1 protein-coding gene (running past one end of the window) is annotated in these 24,122 nt (G+C 62.9%); it reads left to right on the top strand.

Going from position 1 to position 24,122, the window contains the following annotated elements; genetic code table 11:
* Positions 1-24,122, top strand: the 3' portion of a protein-coding gene (locus FFI94_RS21215; protein WP_138869546.1) for a non-ribosomal peptide synthase/polyketide synthase. The gene continues 4,480 nt to the left of window position 1, outside the view; 24,122 of the gene's 28,602 nt are visible here — the last part of the coding sequence; its start codon lies beyond the left edge, outside the window; it ends in the stop codon at positions 24,120-24,122.

The following is a 24,122-nucleotide window of genomic DNA, read 5'->3' as shown; positions in this document are numbered from 1 at the left end:
CTCGCTTCGTCCGGATACTCGACGCGGTCACCGCTCGACCGGCAACCACGGTCGGGGATCTCGAACTGCTCTCGCCGACGGAATTCGTCGACCTCACCTACGTCGCATCCGACGACGCGATGCCGCGAGCGAGCCTGGCCGACATCTTCACTTCGGGTGCGGCCGATCCGGAATCGGTTGCGGTGCGATTCGAGGGGCGCTCGGTCACCTACCGTGAGCTCGACGAGCAGTCGTCCCGGTTGGCCCGCGCTCTCATTGCGCGCGATATCGGTCCGGAAACCACTGTTGCGCTGGCGTTTCCGCGATCCTACGACATGGTGCGCGCAGTCTGGGCAGTGGCTAAGACCGGTGCTGCCTACGTTCCGGTCGATCCGAACTACCCGGACGACCGTGTTCGCCACATGCTGTCGGATTCCGCGGCACGCATCGGCCTGACGTCATCCGAATTCCTGGGACAACTGCCGGACGCCACCGAATGGTGGGCACTGGACGAGCCGTCCACTGTGAGCCTTGTCGACGCCCAATCGGGCGCTCCGGTCGTCGATTCCGAGCGAACCACCCCACTGCGCGATGCGCACGTGGCGTACCTGATCTACACCTCGGGTTCCACGGGAAAGCCGAAGGGCGTCAGCGTTACCCATGGCGGTCTCCGAGGTGTTCGTGATGCCGCGCAGCGTCGGTACGGCGTCGACGAGGAGTCCCGGTTCCTGCATATCTGTTCGCCGAGTTTCGATCCGTCGGTACTCGAATGGATGGTGGCTTTCTCCACCGGCGCCACTCTTGTCATCGTTCCGCCGGCGATCATCGGCGGCCCCGAACTCACCACGCTGCTGCGTGACGAGCATGTCACCCACGCGATTATCACTCCCGCTGTACTCGGCACGATGGACGAGGCGCAACTGCCGGAGTTGGCACTCGTATCCGTCGGTGGCGATGTCACCACGCCGGAACTGCTGGCAACGTGGCAGCCAGGTCGCGAGTATTTCAACGGCTACGGTCCCACCGAGACCACCATTATTTCGTCGTACGGGCACCTCACGGCAGGTCAGCCTATCGATATCGGCCGTCCCGTCGAGGGAATGTCGGCGCTTGTCCTCGACGAGCGACTTCACCCCGTCCCGGTCGGTACCAGGGGTGAACTCTATTTTGCGGGTGCGGCATTGGCCCGTGGCTACCACGATCGCTACGCGCTGACGTCGGAGCGGTTTGTCGCCAACCCGTACTCGTCGGACGGTTCCCGGATGTACCGCACCGGAGACGTCGTGCGGTGGACCGGTACCTCTCTCGAAGGCGAGCAGGGCGTTCTGGAATACATGGGCCGCAGTGACTTCCAGGTCAAGGTCCGTGGTTTCCGCATCGAACTCGGCGAGATCGATGCTGCGCTGACGGCTCACGAGGACGTGCGCTTCGCCGTGACGCTCGGACGCGAAGGCATCGCGGGAGTCACTGCCCTGGTCTCCTATGTTCAACTCGAAGCCGGTGCGAGCTTCGATGCCGAACGCCTCGCTGGTTTTGTCGGTGAATCCCTGCCGAGCTACATGGTTCCGTCGGTCATCATGGCCTTGGACGAGGTTCCGTTGACTCCGGTCGGAAAGCTCGACCGGGACGCGCTGCCGGAGCCGGTGTTCGAGGTCCGTGAATTCCGCGCGCCCACAACACCGGTCGAGGAAATCGTCGCCCAGATCATTGCCGATGTCCTCGGGGTCGAGCGAGTCGGACTCGATGACGACTTCTTCGCTCTCGGTGGCAATTCACTCGTCGCGACGCAGGTCACCTCGCGATTGGGCGCCGCACTGGACACCACGGTGCCGGTTCGTACGTTGTTCGACGTCTCGAGCGTCGAGGCACTCGCCGCTCGCGTGGAAACACAGGCGGGCAGTGGCGGTCGCACAGCGCTCGCCGCGCAGGCGCGTCCGAGCAGTATTCCGTTGTCGCTTGCCCAGCAGCGTATGTGGTTCCTCAACCGCTACGACACGGCGTCTGCGGCGTACAACATCACCTTCGCGCTTCACCTGAGCGGAAACCTCGACGTTGCCGCGATGGAAGCAGCATTCGAGGACGTGCTGGCCCGCCACGAAGTTCTGCGCACGGTGTACCCGGATACCGAATCCGGTCCGGTGCAGTCGATTCTCGACGTCGACGATGTCTTCCACGGCCTCGATGTCGTATCCGTCGACGCCGATGAACTCGACGACGCTATTGCCGCAGTCGGTTCCACCGCCCTCGACATCACCGTGGACGTGCCGATCCGGGTGCAGTTGCTGACGCGGGGCGACACCGAGCATGTGCTGGCGATCATGGTTCACCACATTGCCGCGGACGGCTGGTCGATGGCGCCGCTGGGTCGCGATGTGATGATCGCGTACTCGGCGCGCAAGGACGGGATTGTTCCGCAGTGGCAACCCCTCTCTGTGCAGTACGCGGACTACGCACTGTGGCAGCGTGAAGTTCTCGGCTCCGAGGACGACGCAGCGTCGCTGATGTCCCAGCAGATTTCGTTCTGGAGCGAGACGCTCTCGGGTCTGCCGGATCGGATCGAACTGCCTGCTGACCGGGCTCGCCCCGATGTGGCGTCGATGCGCGGCGAACGATTCGCCTTCGACATCGCGCCCGAGTTGCACGTTCGCCTCGACGCCCTTGCTCGGGAGCACAATGCCACGCTGTTCATGGCGCTGCATGCTGCCCTCGCGGTTCTGCTTGCTCGTCTCAGCGGAACGTCGGACATCTCGGTGGGTACCCCCGTCGCCGGCCGCGGTGAGGCAGCGCTCGACGATCTGGTCGGCATGTTCGTCAACACTCTGGTCCTGCGAACCGCAGTAGACACGGCGGCTCCGTTCACGGAACTGATTGCGGCGTCGAGTGATGCCGCGCTGAGCGCATTCGCACACGCAGACGTGCCGTTCGAGCGGTTGGTCGACGTCCTGGCTCCGGCCAGGTCCCAGGCCAGGCATCCGCTGTTCCAGGTTGTTCTGTCGTTGCAGAATCTGGCGCAGACCGAGCTGGAGCTTCCCGGCCTGGCCGTCAAGGCTGCCGAGATCGACACGACAACAGCAAAATTCGATCTCGAACTGTCGGTGTCCGAGTCGATCGGAGTGCACGGCGAACTGCAAGGCATCGCAGCGGAGTTCACCTACGCTGCCGATCTGTTCGACCGGGATACCGTCGAGGGTTTTGCCCGCCGACTGGTACGCATTCTCGAATCCGTGGTCGGGGACCCCGCAGTCGCTGTGGGTGACATCGATCTTCTCGAATCCTCCGAGCGGCTTGCGCTGACGGATGTGCGTGGAGCGCGCGGTGTTTCGGGAACTCTTGCAGGAATTCTTGACGATGCCGTAGCGGTGAACCCGGATGCGGAGGCTATCCGCTACGCCGGCGAGACGATCACCTACCGTGAGCTCGACGAGCGCTCTTCCCGGGTGGCTCGTGTCTTGATCGGCCGCGGTGTCGGCGCCGAAGATCGAGTGGCCATTGCCATTCCACGATCGGCGGACTCTGTGCTCGCACTGTGGGCAGTCGCCAAGACCGGGGCCGCATTTGTGCCGGTAGACCCCACCTATCCGGTCGATCGCATCACCCACATGGTCTCGGATTCCGGTGCCACCTTCGGTCTCACGACGGAAGAGTTCGTATCGGAGCTTCCGGCCGGATCGAACTGGATCACGCTCGAGGACGCGGCCTTGGCCGAGGAGTCCGGCGCACCTATTCGCGCCGAGGAGCTGCGGGACGTCATCCGGGCGGGCAATGCCGCATACGTCATCTACACCTCCGGTACCACCGGGTTGCCCAAGGGCGTAGTCGTCGACAACGCCGGAGTGGCGAATTTCTGTGCTGTACAGGTCGAACACTACGAGTTGACCGCAGGCGCCCGAACCCTGCACTTCGCGTCCCCGAGCTTCGACGCATCGGTGTTGGAGTTGCTCTTGGCATTTGGCGCCGCATCGACCATGGTGATCGCGCCGACCACCGTCTACGGCGGCGCCGAATTGGCCGAGATCCTGAAGTCCGAGGCGGTGACGCACGCATTCATCACGCCCGCAGCCTTGGCGTCGGTGGACCCGGCGGGCCTCGACGCCCTACGAGTTGTTGTCGTCGGTGGTGAAGCAAGCCCGCGGGCACTGGTCGCCAAGTGGGCGGTACCGCTACCGGACGGCTCCGTACGTGGCTTCTTCAATGCCTACGGTCCCACCGAATCCACTGTCGCGAGTAATATCAGCGACACGCTGACGGCATTCGACCGGATGAACATCGGTGGGCCAGTTCGCGGAATGTCTGCACGTATCCTCGACGACCGGATGCAGCCGGTCCCGGTCGGTGTTGCAGGAGAGCTCTACGTCTCCGGCATCCAGGTCGCCAGGGGATACCTGGGCCAGCCCGCACTGACGGCAAGTCGATTTGTTGCCGACCCGTTCGGCGACGCCGGTGATCGTCTGTATCGCACGGGTGACGTTGTCCGCTGGATCGACGGCCGCGCGGTGGAGTACGTGGGCCGCAGTGACTTCCAGGTGAAGATTCGTGGATTCCGTATCGAACTCGGTGAGATCGAAGCAGCGCTGTCCCGTTGTGAGGGCGTCGCACAGGCAGTTGCCCTGGTCCACACGGACGAAGAATTCGGTGATCGACTGGTCGGCTACGTGGTGCCCAGCGCCGGGGCCACCGTCGAACCTGCTGCGGTGATCGATTCCGTGTCGAAGTTCCTCACCGGCTACATGGTGCCCGACGCCGTCCTCGTGCTCGATTCCATTCCGTTGACCACGGCAGGCAAGACCGATACCAAGGCGCTCCCGGCGCCGACGTTTGTGGCCAAGGCATACGTCGCTCCGGTCACTGCAGCTGAATCGATCGTGGCGCAGGTATTTTCCGAGGTGTTGGGTGTTTCACCGGTCGGCCGCGGCGACGACTTCTTCGATCTCGGCGGAAACTCTCTGGTTGCGACTCGGGTTGCCGCAAGGCTCGGCGAGGCACTCGACACAACAGTCCCGGTACGGGCGCTGTTCGAGGCATCGACCGTGGACGCTCTGGCTGCTCGACTGGAAGTCCATGCCGGCTCCGGCGCGGTAGCGCCGCTGGTTCCGCAGACACGTCCGAATCGGATCCCGTTGTCGCTTGCGCAGCAACGCATGTGGTTCCTGAACCGCCTCGAACCGGAATCCGCGGTCAACAACATTCCCGTCGCGATCCGTATCGCGGGCGATCTGGACGCGGCAGCGCTGGGCGCCGCTGTGCTCGATGTGATCGATCGGCATGAGGTATTGCGGACTGTCTACCCCGATATCGACGGTGTCGGATATCAACAGATTCTGCCGACTGCCGATGTTGCACTCGACTTGGCACCCCGGCCGTTGACGGCAGCCGAATTGCCCGCCGCCGTGGCGAAGTCTGCGATGGCAGGTTTCGATGTCACAGCGGACATTCCGTTGCGGGCAACGCTGTATCGCGTCGACGAGGCTGATTACGTACTTCTGTTCGTCGTTCACCACATCTCTACTGACGGTTTCTCCATGGGACCTCTTACCCGCGACGTCATGGTCGCTTACGAGGCCCGGACTCGCGGCGGCGCTCCGTCGTGGGCACCGCTACCGGTGCAGTACGCGGACTACACGCTCTGGCAGCGCGAGGTACTCGGTTCCGAAGACGACCCGCAGTCGACGATGTCGCGTCAGATCGAATTCTGGACCACAACGCTCGCCGATGCTCCGGTACAGCTCGAACTGCCCACGGATCGCCCCCGCCCGGCGCAGGCTTCGGGCCGAGGACAGGCGTACACCTTCGATATCGACGCGGCGACTCATCGCGGAATGGCCGAGCTGGGGCGCGCCAACGGCGCATCGTTGTTCATGGTCGTGCACGCGGTATTCGCGTCGTTGTTCGCTCGATTGGCCGCTACAGACGACGTCACGATCGGCACTCCCGTTGCCGGTCGTGGAGACGCCGCGCTCGACGATGTTGTGGGTATGTTCGTCAACACCCTCGTGCTTCGCACCGAGGTCGGTTCCGGCGTTCCCTTCGCGGACTTCCTGGCTCAGGTGCGCGGCGCCGATCTGGCAGCATTTGCGCATGCGGATGTGCCCTTCGAGCGGTTGGTCGAGGTACTCGATCCCGAGCGGTCGAGGGCACGTAATCCGTTGTTCCAGGTGATGTTGGCATTCCAGAACCTGGATCGTGTCGACTTCACGTTGGGTGGTCTCGAGGTCACGACCTTCGAACCTGACTCGGAGAGCGCAAAATTCGACCTGTCGATTACGGTCACCGAACCGGTCGGCGCGACGAATACCGATGCCGGGCTGCACGTTCAGATGGTCTATGCGACGGACCTGTTCGACGAAGCCACGATTGCCGCGACGGCGACACAGTTCATTGCTTTGGCACAGGCACTCGTTGCCGACCCGAGCGTAGCGCCGAGCGATATCGACATTGTCGCCAGCTCGGAACGTAGCGTGCTGTCACGCGTCTCGGCCGGGTCGACAGTGCCGTCGGACAACAAGACCTTGGTCGATGTACTCGACCGAGGACTGGCGAGTACATCGACTGACGTCGCAGTAGTCAGTGGCGATGTCACTCTCACCTACGCCGAATTCGATGCACACGTCAACCGATTGGCGCGTCAACTGATTGACCTCGGCGTCGGCCCCGAATCGCGAGTCGCGCTCGTGATGCGCCGCTCGATCCACCAGGTGATCGGCGTGTACGCCGTGCTCCGCGCAGGCGGGGCCTACGTTCCCGTTGATCCCGAACAGCCCGCCGAGCGCAATCAGTACATCGTGGCCTCCGCGGCGCCGGTCTGCGTGCTGACCACCGATTCCGAACGTGGTGACGTCCCCGCAGGGTGGCCGGTACTCGGTATCGACACCCTTGACCTGCAGGCTTACTCGTCGTCGCGGATACGCGACGACGAGCGGAGCGTTCCGCTGTGCCCGGAACACCTGGCGTACGTGCTGTTTACGTCCGGATCGACAGGACGCCCGAAGGGTGTCGGTGTTACGCACACGGCCATCGTCAGCCAGCTGTCGTGGATGCAGGCTACCTACGGCCTTGTTTCGTCGGATGTGGTGCTGTACAAGACACCCGCAACTTTCGACGCCTCGGTCTGGGAGCTGTTCTGGTCCTTGATGATCGGTGCTCGAATGGTGGTCGCGGAGGCCGGCGGTCACCGTGATCCCGCATATCTGAGCAGCATCATCGTGGCCGAATCGGTGACGGTTGCGCAGTTCGTGCCATCGGTGCTTGCAGCGATGGCCGACGAGTTCGAGACCACGGCGCCTACTTCGTTGCGTGCGACATTCGCGGGCGGGGAGCAGTTGAACAGTGCTCTCGCGGCCCGCTTCCGCGCGCTGACCGGCAGTGATGTTCACAATCTGTACGGACCGACCGAAACGACGGTCCAGGTCACCAGTCATCGCAGTTCGGATCTCGACGGCAATGTTGTGCCCCTCGGGACCCCGGCGTGGAACACCGGATTGTGGGTACTCGACTCCAGAATGCTCCAGGTGCCACTCGGTGTCACCGGCGAGTTGTACGTATCCGGTACCCAGTTGGCCCGGGGATACTTCGGGGACGTCGTACGTACAGCAGAACGCTTTGTCGCACACCCGTTCTCGGGAACCGGCGAGCGCTTGTACCGAACCGGCGATCTCGTCCGCCGGACGCGCTCCGGTTCACTCGAATTTGTCGGACGTTCCGACTTCCAGGTGAAGTTGCGTGGTCAGAGAATCGAACTCGGTGAGATCGAGACGCTGCTGGCGGCACAAGACGTTGTATCCCTAGCTGCTGTCGCGGTCGTCGAGGACACACTCGTTGCGTACGTGGAGCCGACAGGCGGAGCCGTCGTCGATGAGACGGAGCTACGCCATCGCCTCACCGAAGCGTTGCCGGGTTACATGGTTCCGGCAGTCTTCATGGTGTTGGCCGCCCTTCCGCTCAACGCCAACGGCAAGGTGGATCGGCGCGCATTGCCGACACCTGCGTTCGAGGCCGCAGCGTTTCGGGCGCCGACCGGCGACGTGGAACAGTCTGTGGCGCAGGTGTTCTCCGATGTCCTGGGTATCGAACAGATCGGATTGGACGACGATTTCTTCGCGCTCGGTGGCAACTCGCTGATCGCGACCCGGGTAATGTCTCGTCTGGGGCAAGCGCTCGAAACCAAGATTCCCGTCCGGGTGCTGTTCGACGCGTCGACTGTGGAAGAACTCGCTGCGCGCATCGAAGCACACGTCGGTGGCGATGGCGCGCGAGCATTGACAGCGCAGGTGCGTCCGGCGCAGGTGCCGTTGTCGCTGGCGCAGCAGCGCATGTGGTTCCTCAACCGCTTCGACACAGCGTCGGCCGTCAACAACATTCCTGTTGCAGTTCGTCTCACCGGTGATCTGAAAGTGGATGCGCTTCGTGCGGCGATTACCGATGTCATTGCGCGACATGAGGTTCTGCGCACTCTATATCCGGAAATTGACGGCGTTGGTTACCAGCAGATCCTCTCGCCGGAGGATGCCTCGATCGAATTCGATACGGTGCGCACTGCCGAGAGCGACCTTCAGGCAGAGCTCTATGCTTTCTTTGCCGAGGGATTCGACGTCACTGCCGAGGTTCCGTTGCGGGCCAAGCTCTTCCACGTTGAAGACCGTGAATTTGTTTTGTCCTTCGTGGTGCACCACATCGCCACCGACGGCTTCTCGATGGGCCCGTTGACCCGCGACGTGATGACCGCGTACTACGCGCGTTCACAGGACCAAGCACCGACGTGGGAGCCGTTGCCGGTGCAGTACGCCGACTACGCGCTGTGGCAGCGTGAGGTTCTCGGCTCGGAGGACGATTCCACATCCGTCATCGCGCAGCAGATCGGATACTGGTCGAGCGCTTTGGCTGACCTGCCCGAGTTGTTGGACCTGCCGAGTGATCGCACGCGGCCCGAGATCGCAACGGGCCGAGGAGCAAACCACACCTTCACGATCGACCCGCAGCTGTGGGCCGACGTGGAAGCAACAGGTCAGGCGGCGGGCGCAACCCCGTTCATGGTTGTCCACTCTGCCCTGGCTGTGCTGTTGGCGCGGTTGTCCGCGACAACCGACATTGCCGTCGGCGCTCCTGTCGCCGGTCGCGGCGGCGCCGAACTCGACGATTTGATCGGCATGTTCGTCAACACTTTGGTGCTGCGCACCGAGGTTGATCCGGCGATGTCGTTCACGGATCTCTTGGCTTCCGTGCGTGAGGTGGATCTGCAGGCGTTTGCGAATGCAGATGTTCCGTTCGAGCGGATCGTGGAAGCACTCGATCCGGTGCGCTCACAGGCGCACCATCCGTTGTTCCAGGTAGCTCTGACGTTCCAGAACCTGGGGCAGAGCGCTCTGGAGCTGCCCGGACTTACCGCCGCTGCGGTGGAGTTCGACGCTGCACTGGCCAAGTTCGACCTGCAGTTCACTCTTGAAGAGGCCGCTGATGCCGGTATGTCCGGCATCCTGACCTACGCGACGGATCTGTTCGACGCGTCGACAGCGGCAGAGTTCGCTGGTCGGTTCGTGTCCGTGCTGCGTGGTGTTGTCGCGAATCCGGCTGCTGCCGTGGGTGACGTGGATGTCCTGACCGCCGGTGAGCTGGATCGTGTTCTGGCCTGGAGTGACACGGGTGTCGACAGCGGTGTGGAGTCGACGTTGTCGGCGTGGTTCGATGATGCTGTTGAGCGGTTCGGTGATCGGACCGCGGTGCGGTTCGGTGACGAGTCGTTGACGTATGCGGAGTTGTCGGTTCGGGCGAATCGTTTGGCGCGTAGGTTGATTGCTTTGGGTTGTGGTCCGGAGACGTTGGTGGCGGTGGCGTTGCCGCGGTCGGCGGATCTTGTGGTGGCGTTGTTGGCTGTGGTGAAGTCCGGTGCGGGGTATTTGCCGGTGGATCCGTCGTATCCGGCCGATCGTGTCGAGTTCATGTTGGCCGATGCTGCTCCGGTGGCTGCGATTTCGTGGTCCGGGCGTGAGTTGGTGTTGCCTGCTGGTTTGCCGGTGGTAGATGTCGACACGGTGGATTTGTCGGAGTTCGATGGTTCGGCGTTGGCGGATGCGGATCGTGTTGCGCCGTTGCGGTCGTCGAATGTTGCGTATGTGATTTACACGTCGGGTTCGACGGGTCGCCCGAAGGGTGTGCAGGTTCCGCACACGACGGTGGCGAAGTTGTTTGCGAACACAGAGAGTGTGTACGGGTTCGACGAATCCGATGTGTGGACGATGTTCCACAGTTATGCGTTCGACTTCTCGGTGTGGGAGTTGTGGGGTCCGCTGTTGTACGGCGGCACGTTGGTGGTTGTGGATTATGTGACGTCGCGTTCGCCGGAGCAGTTCCTGGAATTGCTTGCTGCTGAGCGGGTGACGGTGCTCAATCAGACGCCGTCGGCGTTCTATCAGTTGGCCGAGGCTGACCGGCTGGCGTCGGAATCCGGCGGGGCACCCGAGTTGTCGTTGCGGTGGGTTGTTTTCGGCGGCGAGGCGCTCGAGTTGCGTCGCTTGTCGGACTGGTACGGCCGTCGTGGTGACAGTGCGCCGACGTTGGTGAACATGTACGGCATCACGGAGACGACGGTGCATGTGAGCCATCGTGTGTTGGATGCTGCGATGGCGGCGGATGCGTCGGCGAGTGTTGTGGGTCAGGCTATTTCGGGTCTGCAGGTGTTCGTGCTCGATACGCGTTTGGCTCCGGTGCCTGTTGGTGTCGCGGGTGAGATGTATGTCTCTGGTGTTCAGTTGGCTCGCGGTTATCTGGGTCAGGCGGGGTTGACGTCGACGCGGTTTGTGGCGAATCCGTTCAATGCCGGCGAGGTGTTGTACCGCACGGGTGACGTCGCTTCGTGGAACAGCGCTGGTGATTTGGAGTATCTGGGTCGCGCGGATGATCAGGTGAAGATTCGTGGTTTCCGGATCGAGATCGGTGAGATCGAGGCTGCGGTGTTGGCGGATGTGTCGGTGGCGCAGACGGCGGTGGTTGTTCGTGAGGATTCGCCGGGTGATCAGCGGTTGGTGGCGTATGTGGTTCCGGCTGCGGGTGTGAGCGTGTCGGTCGACGATGTCCGCACCGGTGTCGGTTCGTTGTTGCCGGAGTACATGGTGCCGTCGGCGTTTGTGGTGCTGGATGCGATTCCGTTGACGGTGAACGGGAAGTTGGATCGTCGGGCGTTGCCGGCGCCGTCGTTCGAGGTTCGGGTGTTCCGGGCTCCGACGTCGGTGGTGGAAGAGGTTGTGGCGCAGACGTTTGCGGATGTTCTGGGCGTCCCGCGTGTGGGGTTGGATGATGATTTCTTTGCGCTCGGTGGTAACTCGCTGATCGCGACGCAGGTGACGTCTCGGTTGAGTCAGGCTCTGGACGCTTCGGTGAGTGTGCGGGAGTTGTTCGAGGCTTCGACCGTCGAGGGCCTTGCTGCCCGCCTCGCCTCTCATGTTGGTGGCGGTTCACGCGCCGCGTTGACTGCTCAGGTGCGTCCGGCTCAGGTGCCGTTGTCGTTTGCGCAGCAGCGCATGTGGTTCCTCAACCAGCTGGACCGTGAGTCGGCGTCCAACAACATTCCGATGGCGATCACACTCACCGGAGAGCTGGATCAGGCGGCGTTGTACGACGCCGTCCGGGACGTGCTGAAGCGTCACGAGGTTCTGCGCACGGTGTACCCGGAGGTCGACGGAACCGGTTACCAGCGGATCCTGCCGGCGGCAGCGGTTCCGGTGGACCTTGCTCCTGTGCAACTCGAATCGTCCGACGTCGTGGCGGCCGTGACGGACTTCGTCTCGTCCGGTTTTGATGTCACTGCTGAGGTTCCGTTGCGGGCCAAGCTTTTCCAACTCGCCGAGGACACGTTTGTCCTCGCGATCGTGATTCATCACATCTCGACCGACGGTTTCTCGATGGGCCCGTTGATCCGCGACGTGATGGCGGCGTACTACGCGCGCTCACAGGGTCAGACCCCGGTATGGGAGCCGTTGCCGGTGCAGTACGCCGACTACGCGCTGTGGCAGCGCGAGGTTCTCGGCTCCGAGAGCGACGCGGAATCCGTACTCGCAGAGCAGATCGACTACTGGGCGAAGGCTCTCGACGGAGTTCCGGACCAGATCACCTTGCCGAGCGATCGGGCGCGTCCGGCCGTGTTCACCGGCCGCGGCGCGACCTACAGCTTCCCGATTTCGGCGGATGTTCACCGCGGTCTGGCCGCTGTGGGACGCGAGCACCACGCGTCACTGTTCATGGTGATGCACTCGGCGTTGGCAACACTACTTGCGCGGTTGTCCGGCACCACCGACATCGCAGTCGGTACCCCGGTGGCCGGTCGCGGTGAAGCCGAACTCGACGATCTGATCGGCATGTTCGTCAATACGCTCGTGCTGCGTACCGAGGTGGATCCGGGGATGCCTTTCCTGGATCTGCTGGCGTCCGCGCGGGAGAGCGATCTCGCGGCGTTCGCGCACGGTGACGTCCCGTTCGAGCGACTGGTCGAGGTACTCGATCCTGTTCGCTCGCAGGCTCACAACCCGTTGTTCCAGGTAGCCTTGGCATTCCAGAACCTGGGACAGAATCACCTGACTTTGCCGGGACTCGAGATCGCCGAGTTCGATATCGCGGAAACTGTAGCCAAGTTCGACCTTCAGCTGACCGTGGTGGAAGCTCCCGACGGACACGGCATGACCGCGACCTTCACGTATGCAACGGATCTCTTCGACGAGGGGACAGTTGTCTCCTTTGCCGAGCGGTTGACTCGTATTCTCGACGCCGTTGTCGCGGACGCTGCACAGCCCGTCGGCGACATCAACATCCTCGATGTGCCTGAGCGTCTCGAACTGACCAGTCGCCGCGCAACTTCGGGCATCGAACCGAAGCCGTTGGCCGACATCCTGGCCGAGACCGCGCAGCGGTACCCGTCCAACGAGGCACTCCGCTACCAGGACCGGTCGATGACCTACGCCGAGGTCGACGAGTGGTCGTCCCGCCTTGCACGAGTCCTGATAGCTCGCGGCCTGGGCGCCGAAGATCTGGTCGCGGTGTCGATTCCGCGTTCCATCGAATCGGTCCTGCTGGTGTGGGCGGTCTCCAAGACGGGCGCGGCGGTTGTCCCCATCGATCCGCACTACCCGGCCGACCGCATCGCGCACATGGTCTCCGACTCCGGCGTTTCGGTCGGTCTGACCCTCGAAGCCGAACTCGACGGACTCACCACCACCGTCGAGTGGCTGGCCGTCGACAGTGCTGGCTGTGCGGAACTGATGGCAGCACAGGACAGTTCACCGATTCGTGAAGACGAACGGGTGCGCCGCGTCCTTCCGGCGCACCCGGCCTGGGTGATCTACACGTCGGGCACAACGGGCTTGCCCAAGGGTGTTGTCGCTACCGGTGCAGGCCTCGCGAGCTTCAGTGCAACGCAGGCACAGCACTACCTCGTGACGCCGAACTCTCGCACGCTGCATTTTGCGTCGCCGAGCTTCGACGCCTCGATGTTGGAGTTGTTCCTGGCTGTCGCGACAGGTGCTGCCATGGTGATCGTCCCGACATCGATCTTCGGCGGCGACGAGCTGACCGCGCTGTTCAAGTCCGAACGCGTCACGCACGCCTTCATCACACCCGCAGCGTTGGCTTCCATGGATCCATCGGGTCTGAGTGACCTCGAGGTGGTTGGTGTCGGCGGCGAGGCGTACTCGCCGGAGTTGATGGCCAAGTGGGCGGATCAGCCGAACCGTCGACGCACATTCCTCAATGTCTACGGCCCCACCGAGACCACCATCGTCACCAACGTCAGTGTGCCGCTCATGCCGGGCGACCGGATGACCATCGGTGGAACCATCGGCGACATGGCCGCGTTTGTTCTCGACACGCGTCTGCAACCTGTTCCGGTGGGCGTTGCCGGTGAGCTGTACCTGTCGGGTCCGCAGGTCACCCGCGGCTATCATCGTCGGCCTGGACTAAGCGCGGATCGCTTTGTTGCCAACCCGCACGGCCTGCCCGGCGAGCGGATGTACCGCACGGGTGACGTTGTGCGTTGGACTGACCAATATGCGGTCGAGTACTTGGGCCGCAACGACTTCCAGGTGAAGATCCGCGGTTTCCGCATCGAACTCGGTGAGATCGACGCGGCCCTGACGGCGCATTCGGACGTCGAGTTCGCGGCAACGATGGGTACTACTCTGGCGTCCGGTGCCCCCGCACTGGTTTCGTATGTGTTTGTCGGCAAGGAATCTGCCGTCAGTTCGGCGGATTTGAGTGAGTTCGTCTCGCGCACCCTGCCGGCGCACATGGTTCCTGCATCGATCATGGTTCTGACCGACATGCCGCTGACCCCGGCCGGCAAGCTGGACCGAAAAGCTCTGCCGGAGCCGGTGTTCGAGGTCAAGGAGTTCCGCGCTCCCACCACGGAGCTGGAACGCATCCTCAGCGAGGTCTTTGCCGACGTACTCGGCCTCGACCAGATCGGCACCGACGATTCGTTCTTCGCTCAGGGCGGCGACTCGATCATGTCGATCCAGTTGGTGTCCCGGGCCAAGGCTCGTGGCGTTCTCTTCACGCCTAAGGACGTGTTCGAGAACAAGACGGTGGCAGAGTTGGCGGAGGTCGCCGTCTTCGGTTCCGATGCCGACGCGATCACTGTCCTCGCCGAGATCGACGGCGGCGGCGTCGGTTGGATGCCGCTCACCCCGATCAAACGATTCATGTTCGAACGGCCGGGCAGTTACCAGCGTTTCAACCAGTTGTTGACGTTGGAATTGCCGCTCGGCATCGACCGCGGCGGTGTCGTCGACACATTGGCCGCCGTCATCGATCACCACGACATGTTCCGCTCACGACTCGTCGACGATCAGCGTGGTCCGGGCATGGCTGTGTCCGCGCCCGGAACCGTCGACGTCGATGCGTGGGTGCGCCGGGTATCGGTGGATCCCGCGATTGCGGATACAGAGCTGACGGCCATCGCGTCCGGCGCTCTCGACGACGCTCTCGGACGGTTGGATCCGGCCGCCGGTGTCATGGCTCAGTTCGTGTGGATCGACTTCGGAGACGCACGCACCGGCCGGTTGATCGTGGCCGCGCATCACCTGATCGTCGACGGTGTCTCCTGGCGAATCATCGTGCCGGACTTGATTTCCGCGTGGGCTCAGCGCAGCGGCGGAAGTGTACCCGTGCTCGAACCGACAGGTACATCCATGCGTACCTGGGCGCACTCGTTGGCTGCGGAATCACGTTCGGAGAACCGCCTGGCAGAACTGGCACGCTGGCGTAAGACACTGTCGACACCCGACCCGATCCTCGGTTCGCGCGCGTTCGATCCGTCTGTCGATGTTGCGGCAACGGTCGAGCGTGTGCGCGTCGAACTGTCTGCAGACGTCACCGAGACCCTGCTGACAACGCTGCCCGAGGTGTTCCGCGGCGGAGCCAACGACGGTTTGCTCGCTGGACTTGCATTGGCACTGGTGCGTTGGCGCCGTGACCGGGGTGTCGACACCGACGCGGCTCTGCTCCAACTCGAGGGTCACGGCCGCGAAGAGGGTGTCGTTCCGGGCGCTGATCTCTCGCGCACCGTCGGCTGGTTCACGGCGGCCTTCCCGGTCGCGCTCGACCTTGCCGGTATCGACATCGACGACGCCTTTGACGCCGGAGCCGGTGCAGGAGCGGCGATCAAGGCAGTCAAGGAACAGTTGCTTGCCGCCCCCGACAAGGGTGTCGGCTACGGACTGCTGCGGTACGTCAACGACGACACCCGCGCAGAGCTGTCGAAGCTGAGCAGCGGACAGGTCAGCTTCAACTACCTGGGCCGCATTGTGGCGGAAGATATTCCGGCTGCAGCGCAAGGCCTGGGTTGGATTCCCGCACGCGACTTCTCGGACGTCGCTGCGCCGGAAGACCCGGACATGCCGGCTAACAAGGTTGTCGACATCAATGCCATCGTCAACGACGGCCCCGACGGCGCGGTGCTCGAAGCATCGTTTGCCTTCCCGAACGGATTGCTGAGTGCCACCGAGGTGCAGGCTCTGGCAGACCTGTGGGTCGGCGCACTCACCGCACTGGCGCAGCACGCACAGACCGTCGGCGCAGGCGGTCTCACACCGTCGGACGTGCCGCTGGTAACGCTGACTCAGCACGATCTCGACGGGTTCGAGCAGCGCTTCCCCGCGGTCCAGGACGTCTGGCCGCTGGCTCCGTTGCAGTCGGGTCTGCTGTTCCACGCCGTCATGGCCGAGTCGACCGTCGACTTGTACTCCGTGCAGATGGTGCTCTCGCTGTCCGGCCGCGTCGACGCGGATCGCCTCCACGCCGCAGCACAGGCCATCATCGATCGTCACCCGAACCTGCGCACCGCCTTTGTGGTCGACGGAACGGGTACGCCGGTCCAGGTAGTTCTCGGTGGCATCGAAGTGCCGTGGCGCGAACTTGATCTCACCACGATCGCCGACAGCGAGGAACGACGCGCCGAGTTGGACCGGGTTCTGATCGAGGACCAGGCGACGCACTTCGACATGTCCAACCCGCCGTTGATCAAGTTCACGCTAATCAAGATCGCAGCGAGCGAATACCGTCTTGTCGTGGCAAACCACCACATCATCCTCGACGGCTGGTCGATGCCGCTGCTGCTCCAGACGCTTCTCGGCCACTACGCCATGCGCGGGAACATTCCCGCTCAGACGCGGGCCCTGAGTTACCGGAATTACCTCGCGTGGCTGGTTCAGCAGGATCGCAGTGTGTCCATGGACGCCTGGGCTCAGGCATTGGGCGGCGTCGAAGAGCCGACGCTGTTGGCTCCCAACGTCGTTGGTCAGGAATTCAGTGCGCTGTCACAGAAGTTGCAGCTCTCGCTCAGTGAATCCGTGACCGCGACACTGACCGGCTTGGCATCGAGGACCGGCGTTACCGCCAACACGATCGTCCAGGCTGCCTGGGCAATTCTGCTGGGACGCATGACCGGTCGCCAGGACATCGTCTTCGGTGCCACGGTCTCCGGCCGTCCGCCACAACTCGACAGCGTCGAGAAGATGGTGGGCCTGTTCATCAACACGCTGCCCGTTCGTGTCCAACTGGACCTGGCCGAGTCCGTCGAGGCATTGCTCTCACGGGTTCAGATCGAGCAGGCCGGATTGCTCGATCACCATTACCTCGGACTGACCGACGTGCAGAGCGCCGCGGGCGTCGGTGGACTCTTCGACACCCTGGTGATCTTCGAGTCCTACCCGGTCGACCGTGACGGTCTTGCAGCGCAAGCGGAGTTCTTGGACGGCATGGTGATCGACGATGTCGCCTCCGACGATTCCACGAACTACCCGCTCACACTGCTGATCGGTCTCGACGACCAACTGCACCTGACGCTTCGCTACCTACCCGACTTCTTCGACGAGTCGTACGCGCAGGCACTCCTGGGTCGCCTCGAGACTCTGCTGACCGAAATCGGTGAAACACCTTCTACCGCAGTCGGTGACATCGAGATCATGACTGCGCCCGAGCGCACATTGGTGCTCGACACCTGGAACGACACGTCTCACGAGTCTGTGGGTGGGTTGTTGTTGGATGGTTTTGATTCTGTGGTGGGGGTGTGTTCGGGTTCGCGGGCGGTGGTGTGTGGTGATGTGGTGCTTTCGTATGGGGAGTTTGATGAGCGGGTTAACAGGTTTGCGCGGTATTTGATTTCGGTGGGTGTGGGGCCGGAGTCGTTGGTGGGGTTGGCTGTTCGTCGGTCGGTGGATTTGTTGGTGGGGTTGTATGCGATTGTGCGTGCGGGTGGGGCGTGGGTGCCTTTGGATCCGGATGCGCCGTCTTCGCGTAATGAGTATGTGTTGGATTCGGCTGATCCGGTGTGTGTGGTGTCGACGGAGCGTGATGGTTTCGTGGCGTCGGGTCGTCGGGTTGTGTGTGTGGATGTTGTTGATGTGTCTGGTTTTTCGGGTGCGCGGGTTTCTGATGTGGATCGGTTGTTGCCGTTGCGGGCGTCGAATACGGCGTATGTGATTTTCACGTCGGGGTCGACGGGTCGGCCGAAGGGTGTGGCGGTTTCGCATGGCGCGATTGTGAATCAGTTGGAGTTCATGCAGGGCGAGTACTGCTTGACGTCGGATGATGTGTATTTGCAGAAGACGGCGACGACGTTCGATGTGTCGTTGTGGGGTTTTTTCATGCCGTTGCGGGTGGGTGCGGTGTTGGTGTTGGCGTCGGTTGATGGTCATCGGGATCCGGGGTATTTGGCGTCGGTGATTGACGAGCAGGGTGTGTCGGTGACGGATTTTGTGCCGACGATGTTGTCGACGTTTTCGTCGTTGGTGGATCCGGGGTTGTTGGGTTCGTTGCGTGATGTGTTGGTCATTGGTGAGGCGTTGCCGGTGGAGGCGGTGCGTGAGTTCGGGTTGGTGTCGTCGGCGCGGTTGCATAATTTGTATGGTCCGACTGAGGCTGCGGTGTCGTTTACGTTTGCGGATGTGACGGATGCTGGGTCGGGGTCTGTGGTGTCGGTGGGTGTGCCGGAGTGGAATTGCCGGGTGTTTGTGTTGGATTCGCGCCTTCGTCCGGTGCCGGTGGGTGTTGCGGGTGAGTTGTATTTGTCGGGTGTGCAGTTGGCTCGGGGGTATGTGGGTCGTCCGGATTTGAGTGCGGATCGGTTTGTGGCGTCTCCGTTCGGTTCGGGTGAGCGGATGTATCGCAGTGGTGATCTTGTTCGTTGGAATACCTCTGGTGAACTCGAGTACATTGGTCGTACTGATTTTCAGGTGAAGTTTCGTGGTCAGCGGATTGAGTTGGGGGAGATCGAGGCGGCGCTCACGGCGCATGGTTCGGTGTTGTCGGCTGCGGTGGTGGTGCGTGGGTCTGCGACGGGTGATCAGTTGGTGGGGTATGTGGTGCCGGCTGTGGGGTCGGTTGTGGATGTGTCGGTGTTGCGGGGGTTTGTGGGGGAGCGGGTTCCGGGTTATATGGTTCCGGCTGCTGTGGTGGTGTTGGATGCGTTTCCGTTGAATTCGTCGGGGAAGTTGGATCGGGCGTTGTTGCCGGAGCCGGTGTTCGAGGCTCGGGTGTTTCGGGCTCCGGTGTCTTCGGTGGAGTTGGTGGTGGCGTCGGCGTTTGTGGGTGTGTTGGGTGTTGATCGGGTGGGGTTGGATGATGATTTCTTCGAGTTGGGTGGCAACTCCCTCATCGCAACTCGGGTTGTCATGCGCATCGCCGAAGAACTCGACACGGCTGTACCCGTTCGCCTGCTGTTCGAAGCGTCCACCGTCCAGGACCTTGCTGCACGTCTCGAATCGCACGTCGGTGAAGGAAGCCGCCTTGCGCTGACGGCTCAGGATCGACCGGAAGAGATTCCGCTTTCTCTTGCGCAGCAACGTATGTGGTTCCTCAACCGGTTCGACGGCTCGGCCGGCGCCTACAACATGCCGTTTGCTCTACGACTGAGCGGCGAACTCGATCTGGCTGCAATGCGTGCGGCGATCGGCGATGTCGTCGCCCGTCACGAAACGCTGCGCACCGTGTATCCGGAAACCGAATCGGGACCCGTCCAGGTCATCGAACCGGTGGGACATGCGCCGGTGAAACTCGACGTCGAAAGCGTCACGGAAGCCGAGATTGTCGGCAAGCTGGTCGAATTGGCGTCGACGAGGTTTGACGTGACGGCCGAGATCCCGCTGCGGATTCGGTTGTTCCAGGTTGCCGAGAACGAGTACGTCCTCGCTGTGGTGGTGCACCACATCGCCGCGGACGGTTCCTCGACCACCCCGTTCGCTCGCGACCTCGTCATGGCCTACGCGGCCAGGGCTCAGGGTACGGCGCCGGGTTGGGCTCCGCTGGATGTGCAGTACGCCGATTACAGTCTGTGGCAGCGCGAGGTGCTCGGTAGCGAGGACGACCCGGAATCCGTGTCGTCCGAGCAGATCGCCTACTGGAGCCAGGCTTTGGCAGGGTTGCCGGATCAGCTGGACCTGCCGACCGACCGTCTGCGTCCCGCCGCGCAGTCTTACCGTGGCGGCTACCTTCAGTTCGAGATCGACGCAGCAGTGCATCAGGGCTTGTCGGCACTGGCCCGTGAGCACGGAACCACCTTGTTCATGGTCACGCATGCGGCGTTTGCAGTTCTGTTGGCGCGCTTGTCCGGAACCGACGACATCGCAGTGGGCACCCCGATTGCCGGTCGTGGTGAGCGTGCGCTCGACGATCTGATCGGCATGTTCGTCAACACGCTGGTATTCCGGACACACGTCGACGGCAGTGACAGCTTCACGGAACTGCTTGCCCGCGTACGAGAGAACGACCTGCAGGCGTTTGCGCATGCCGACGTTCCGTTCGAGCGGCTGGTCGAAGTTCTCAACCCCGCACGTTCGACCGCTCGGCACCCGCTGTACCAGGTGGGCTTCCTCTTCCAGAACATGGAACAGGCAAGCCTGGAACTGCCTGGCCTCACGGTCAAGGGTCTCGAGATCGACAACGGCGTCGCTCAGTTCGATCTGCAGTTGATCGTCGGTGACAACTACGACGAGCGTGGTGTTGCCTCCGGTATCTCGGCTGTATTCAGCTACGCGCACGACCTTTTCGACGAGTCGACGGTCCAGTCCTTCGCCGATCGGTTCAATACTGTTCTGGCAGCGGTGGTTGCCGATCCGTCGATCGTGGTCGGCGACATCGACGTGCTCGATCCGCGTGAGTCGAATCAGGTTCTGCAGGAATGGAATGCAACGGAGCAGGTGCTCGACACCGAGGCGACACTGGTCGATCTGTTCGATCAGCAGGTGGCTGCGCACGGTGATTCCGTTGCGTTGGTCCACGGACTCGATTCACTGACGTATGCGGAGTTCGACGACAAGGTCAACAGGCTTGCGCGTCATCTGATCGGACTCGGTGTCGGCCCGGAATCGTTGGTGGCATTGGGAATGCGACGCTCCATCGACCTGGTGATCGGCATGTACGCCGTTGCCAAGGCCGGCGGCGGTTACGTTCCGGTCGATCCGGATCATCCGGCCGATCGCACCGGGTACGTCCTCGAGATGGCCGCGCCGGTGTGCGTGCTCAGCACCGAGAACGACGCACCGTCGCTCGCCGGTATCGACAACGTCCTACTCATCGACACTCTGGATCTCTCGGGCGTCTCCGGAGCGCCGGTGCGCGGCGACGAGCGGATCGCACCGCTTCGTTCGGCGAATACCGCGTACGTGATCTTCACATCGGGATCGACCGGCAAGCCGAAGGGTGTGGCGCTGTCCCATGCCGCGATCGTCAACCAGCTCCTGTGGAAGCGCGATCAGTACGGGCTCGACCAGACCGACGCAATGCTGCTCAAGACCGCAGCAACCTTCGACCTCTCGGTCTGGGAGTTCTGGTCTGCGTTGACATCCGGTTCACGCCTGGTCGTCGCCGACCCGGACGGGCACAAGGACGCCGAGTACATGCTGGCACTGATGGCCCAGGAGAAGGTGACGACGCTGCACGCGGTGCCGTCGATGCTCTCGATGCTGACGGCCGCGGCGGACGGTGCACTTCCGCAGTCACTCGAGCGGGTCCTTGCCATCGGCGAGGCCTTGCCTGCGGCGACCGCGGCAGAGTTCCGCAAGGTGTCTGATGCAGCGCTGGTCAATCTGTACGGTCCGACCGAGGCCGCGGTGTCGGTCACCGCACACGACGTGGACGCGAGCGACACCTCGTCGGTCTCGATCGGTGCTCCGGAATGGAATACACAGGTCTACGTGCTCGACGAGCGACTCCATCCGGTCCCGGTTGGAGTGACCGGCGAGCTGTATCTTGCTGGAACCCAGTTGGCTCGTGGCTATCACGGCCGCGCCGACCTGACGTCGGAACGCTTTGTCGCCAACATCTTCGGTGACCCGGGCACCCGTCTGTACCGCACCGGCGACCTTGTCGTCTGGCGCAACGGCGGTGAACTCGAGTACGTCGATCGTGCCGACTTCCAGGTCAAGATCCGCGGTTACCGCATCGAACTCGGTGAGATCGAAGCCGTCATCAGGGCTGCGCCGTCGGTGGAGGCCGCGGTTGTAGTCGCGAAAACTGATCCGCGACTGGGTGATCGACTGGTCGGCTACCTTGTTCCGCAGGCCGGGGTCAGCATCGACGTCGACAGCGTGAAGGCGGAGCTCGTCCGCGAGTTGCCGAGCTACATGGTGCCGTCTGCATTGATGGTGCTGAGCGAATTGCCGCTCAACATCAACGGCAAGATCGATCGAAAGACACTGCCGGAACCCGAATTCGAGACAACGGAGTTCCGTGCCCCGAGCAACCCGGTCGAGGAGATCGTCGCGTCGGTGTTTGCCGAGGTCCTCGGTGTTCCGCGAGTCGGGCTGGACGACGACTTCTTCGATCTGGGCGGAAACTCACTGATCGCCACCCAAGTCGTCGCCAGGTTGGGTCAAGCGCTCGACGCCCAGATTCCGGTGCGGATCATCTTCGAAGCGTCGACCGTCGGACTGCTGGCGTCACGGGTGCTCGAACATGCCGGTTCCGGCTCGCGGGCACAGTTGGTGGCACAGGAACGACCGTCGCAGATTCCGTTGTCGCTCGCTCAGCAGCGGATGTGGGTTCTCAACCAGATCGATCGCAGGTCTGCGGCGTACAACATCCCGGTCGCGATTCGGATGTCCGGCGATCTCGACTCGGCAGCCCTGCAGTCGGCTGTGTCCGACCTCGTCGCCCGACACGAGATCCTGCGGACGTTCTACCCCGACCTCGGTGACGGCCCGGTTCAGTCGATTCAGTCGCGCTCGGCTGCCGCCGTCGACATGTCCGTGCTGTACGTCGGTGAGGACACGATTGCGGCGGAGGTCGCAAAGGTTGTCGGTCAGGGCTTCGACGTCACTGCCGCCGTTCCGCTGCGCGTTCGCCTGTTCCAGATCACACCCACCGAGCACGTCCTGATCGTGGTCGTCCACCACATCAGCGGCGACGCATTCTCGATGGCGCCGATGATCCGGGACACGATGATCGCGTACACCGCGCGTACCGGCGGAGCGGCACCCGAGTGGGCGCCGCTGGAAGTCCAGTACGCGGACTACACGTTATGGCAGCGCGACGTCCTGGGTTCCGAAGACGATCCGGAGAGTGAGCTGTCGACTCAGCTCGCCTACTGGGACCGGGAACTCGCCGGCGTTCCCGAACTTCTGGAACTGCCGACGGACCGTCCGCGTCCACCGACGCAGTCGATGAAGGGAGCGGACTTCCTGTTCACACTCGGCGCCGACTCCACGCGTCGAATCGCGGAGATCGCGCGTGAGCAGAACTCGACCGTGTTCATGGTCGTGCACGCCGCGTTCTCGGTGCTGCTGTCCAAGCTCAGTGGTTCGAACGACATCGCGATCGGTACACCGGTGGCGGGCCGCGGTGAGCGAGTCCTCGACGACCTGGTCGGTATGTTCGTCAACACGCTGGTGCTGCGCACGCAGGTGAAACCGGCAACCACGTTTGTCGACCTATTGCAGCAGGTGAAGGAGAAGGACCTCGCGGCATTCGGAAACGCGGATGTCCCCTTCGAGCGTCTGGTCGAGCAGGTCGGGCGCGAGCGTTCACAGGCCTACTCGCCACTGTTCCAGGTGATGCTCACGTTCCAGAACATGGCGCTGGGCACGTTTGCACTGCCCGGCCTCGAACTGTCGGCTGTCGACGACGGATTCGATTCGGCGATGTTCGACCTGCAGCTCACCGGTATCGAGGAGTTCGACGAGCGCGGAGCACTGTCCGATATCCGGATGCGCTTCACCTATGCAACCGATCTGTACGACGCCTCGACGATGGAACTGTTCGCGGCCAGGTTGCGGGCTGTCGTCGACGCCGTTGCCGCTGATCCGACCGTGGTTCTGCGGACCATCGACATCGTGACGGACTTCGAACGCGCGTTGATCGAGGCAGCCGAGCCGAAGACCGCCGCAGACCTTCCGGAGCTGGCAGCAGCAGCCGCCGCATCAGATCCGACGGCCGTGGCCTTCACACACGCAGACACCGTGGTGACCTTCACACAGCTGGCCGAGAAGTTGGCGCTGATGAGAGCGACGATGGGTGCCGCATTGGGTGCCGATGCCTTGGTCTCGGTGTCTCTGACCGGCCTGGTTCCGGGAATTCTCCCGGCCCTCGGGGCTGACGGAATTGCCTCGTTGGTGAGCTCTTTGATCGCAGACGCGCAGGCAACATCGGAAAAGGGTGACCGTATCGACGGGTAA

Source organism: Rhodococcus sp. KBS0724 (assembly GCF_005938745.2).
In the GTDB taxonomy this organism is placed as follows: domain Bacteria; phylum Actinomycetota; class Actinomycetes; order Mycobacteriales; family Mycobacteriaceae; genus Rhodococcus_F.
This window is presented reverse-complemented; position numbering and strand designations above follow the sequence as displayed.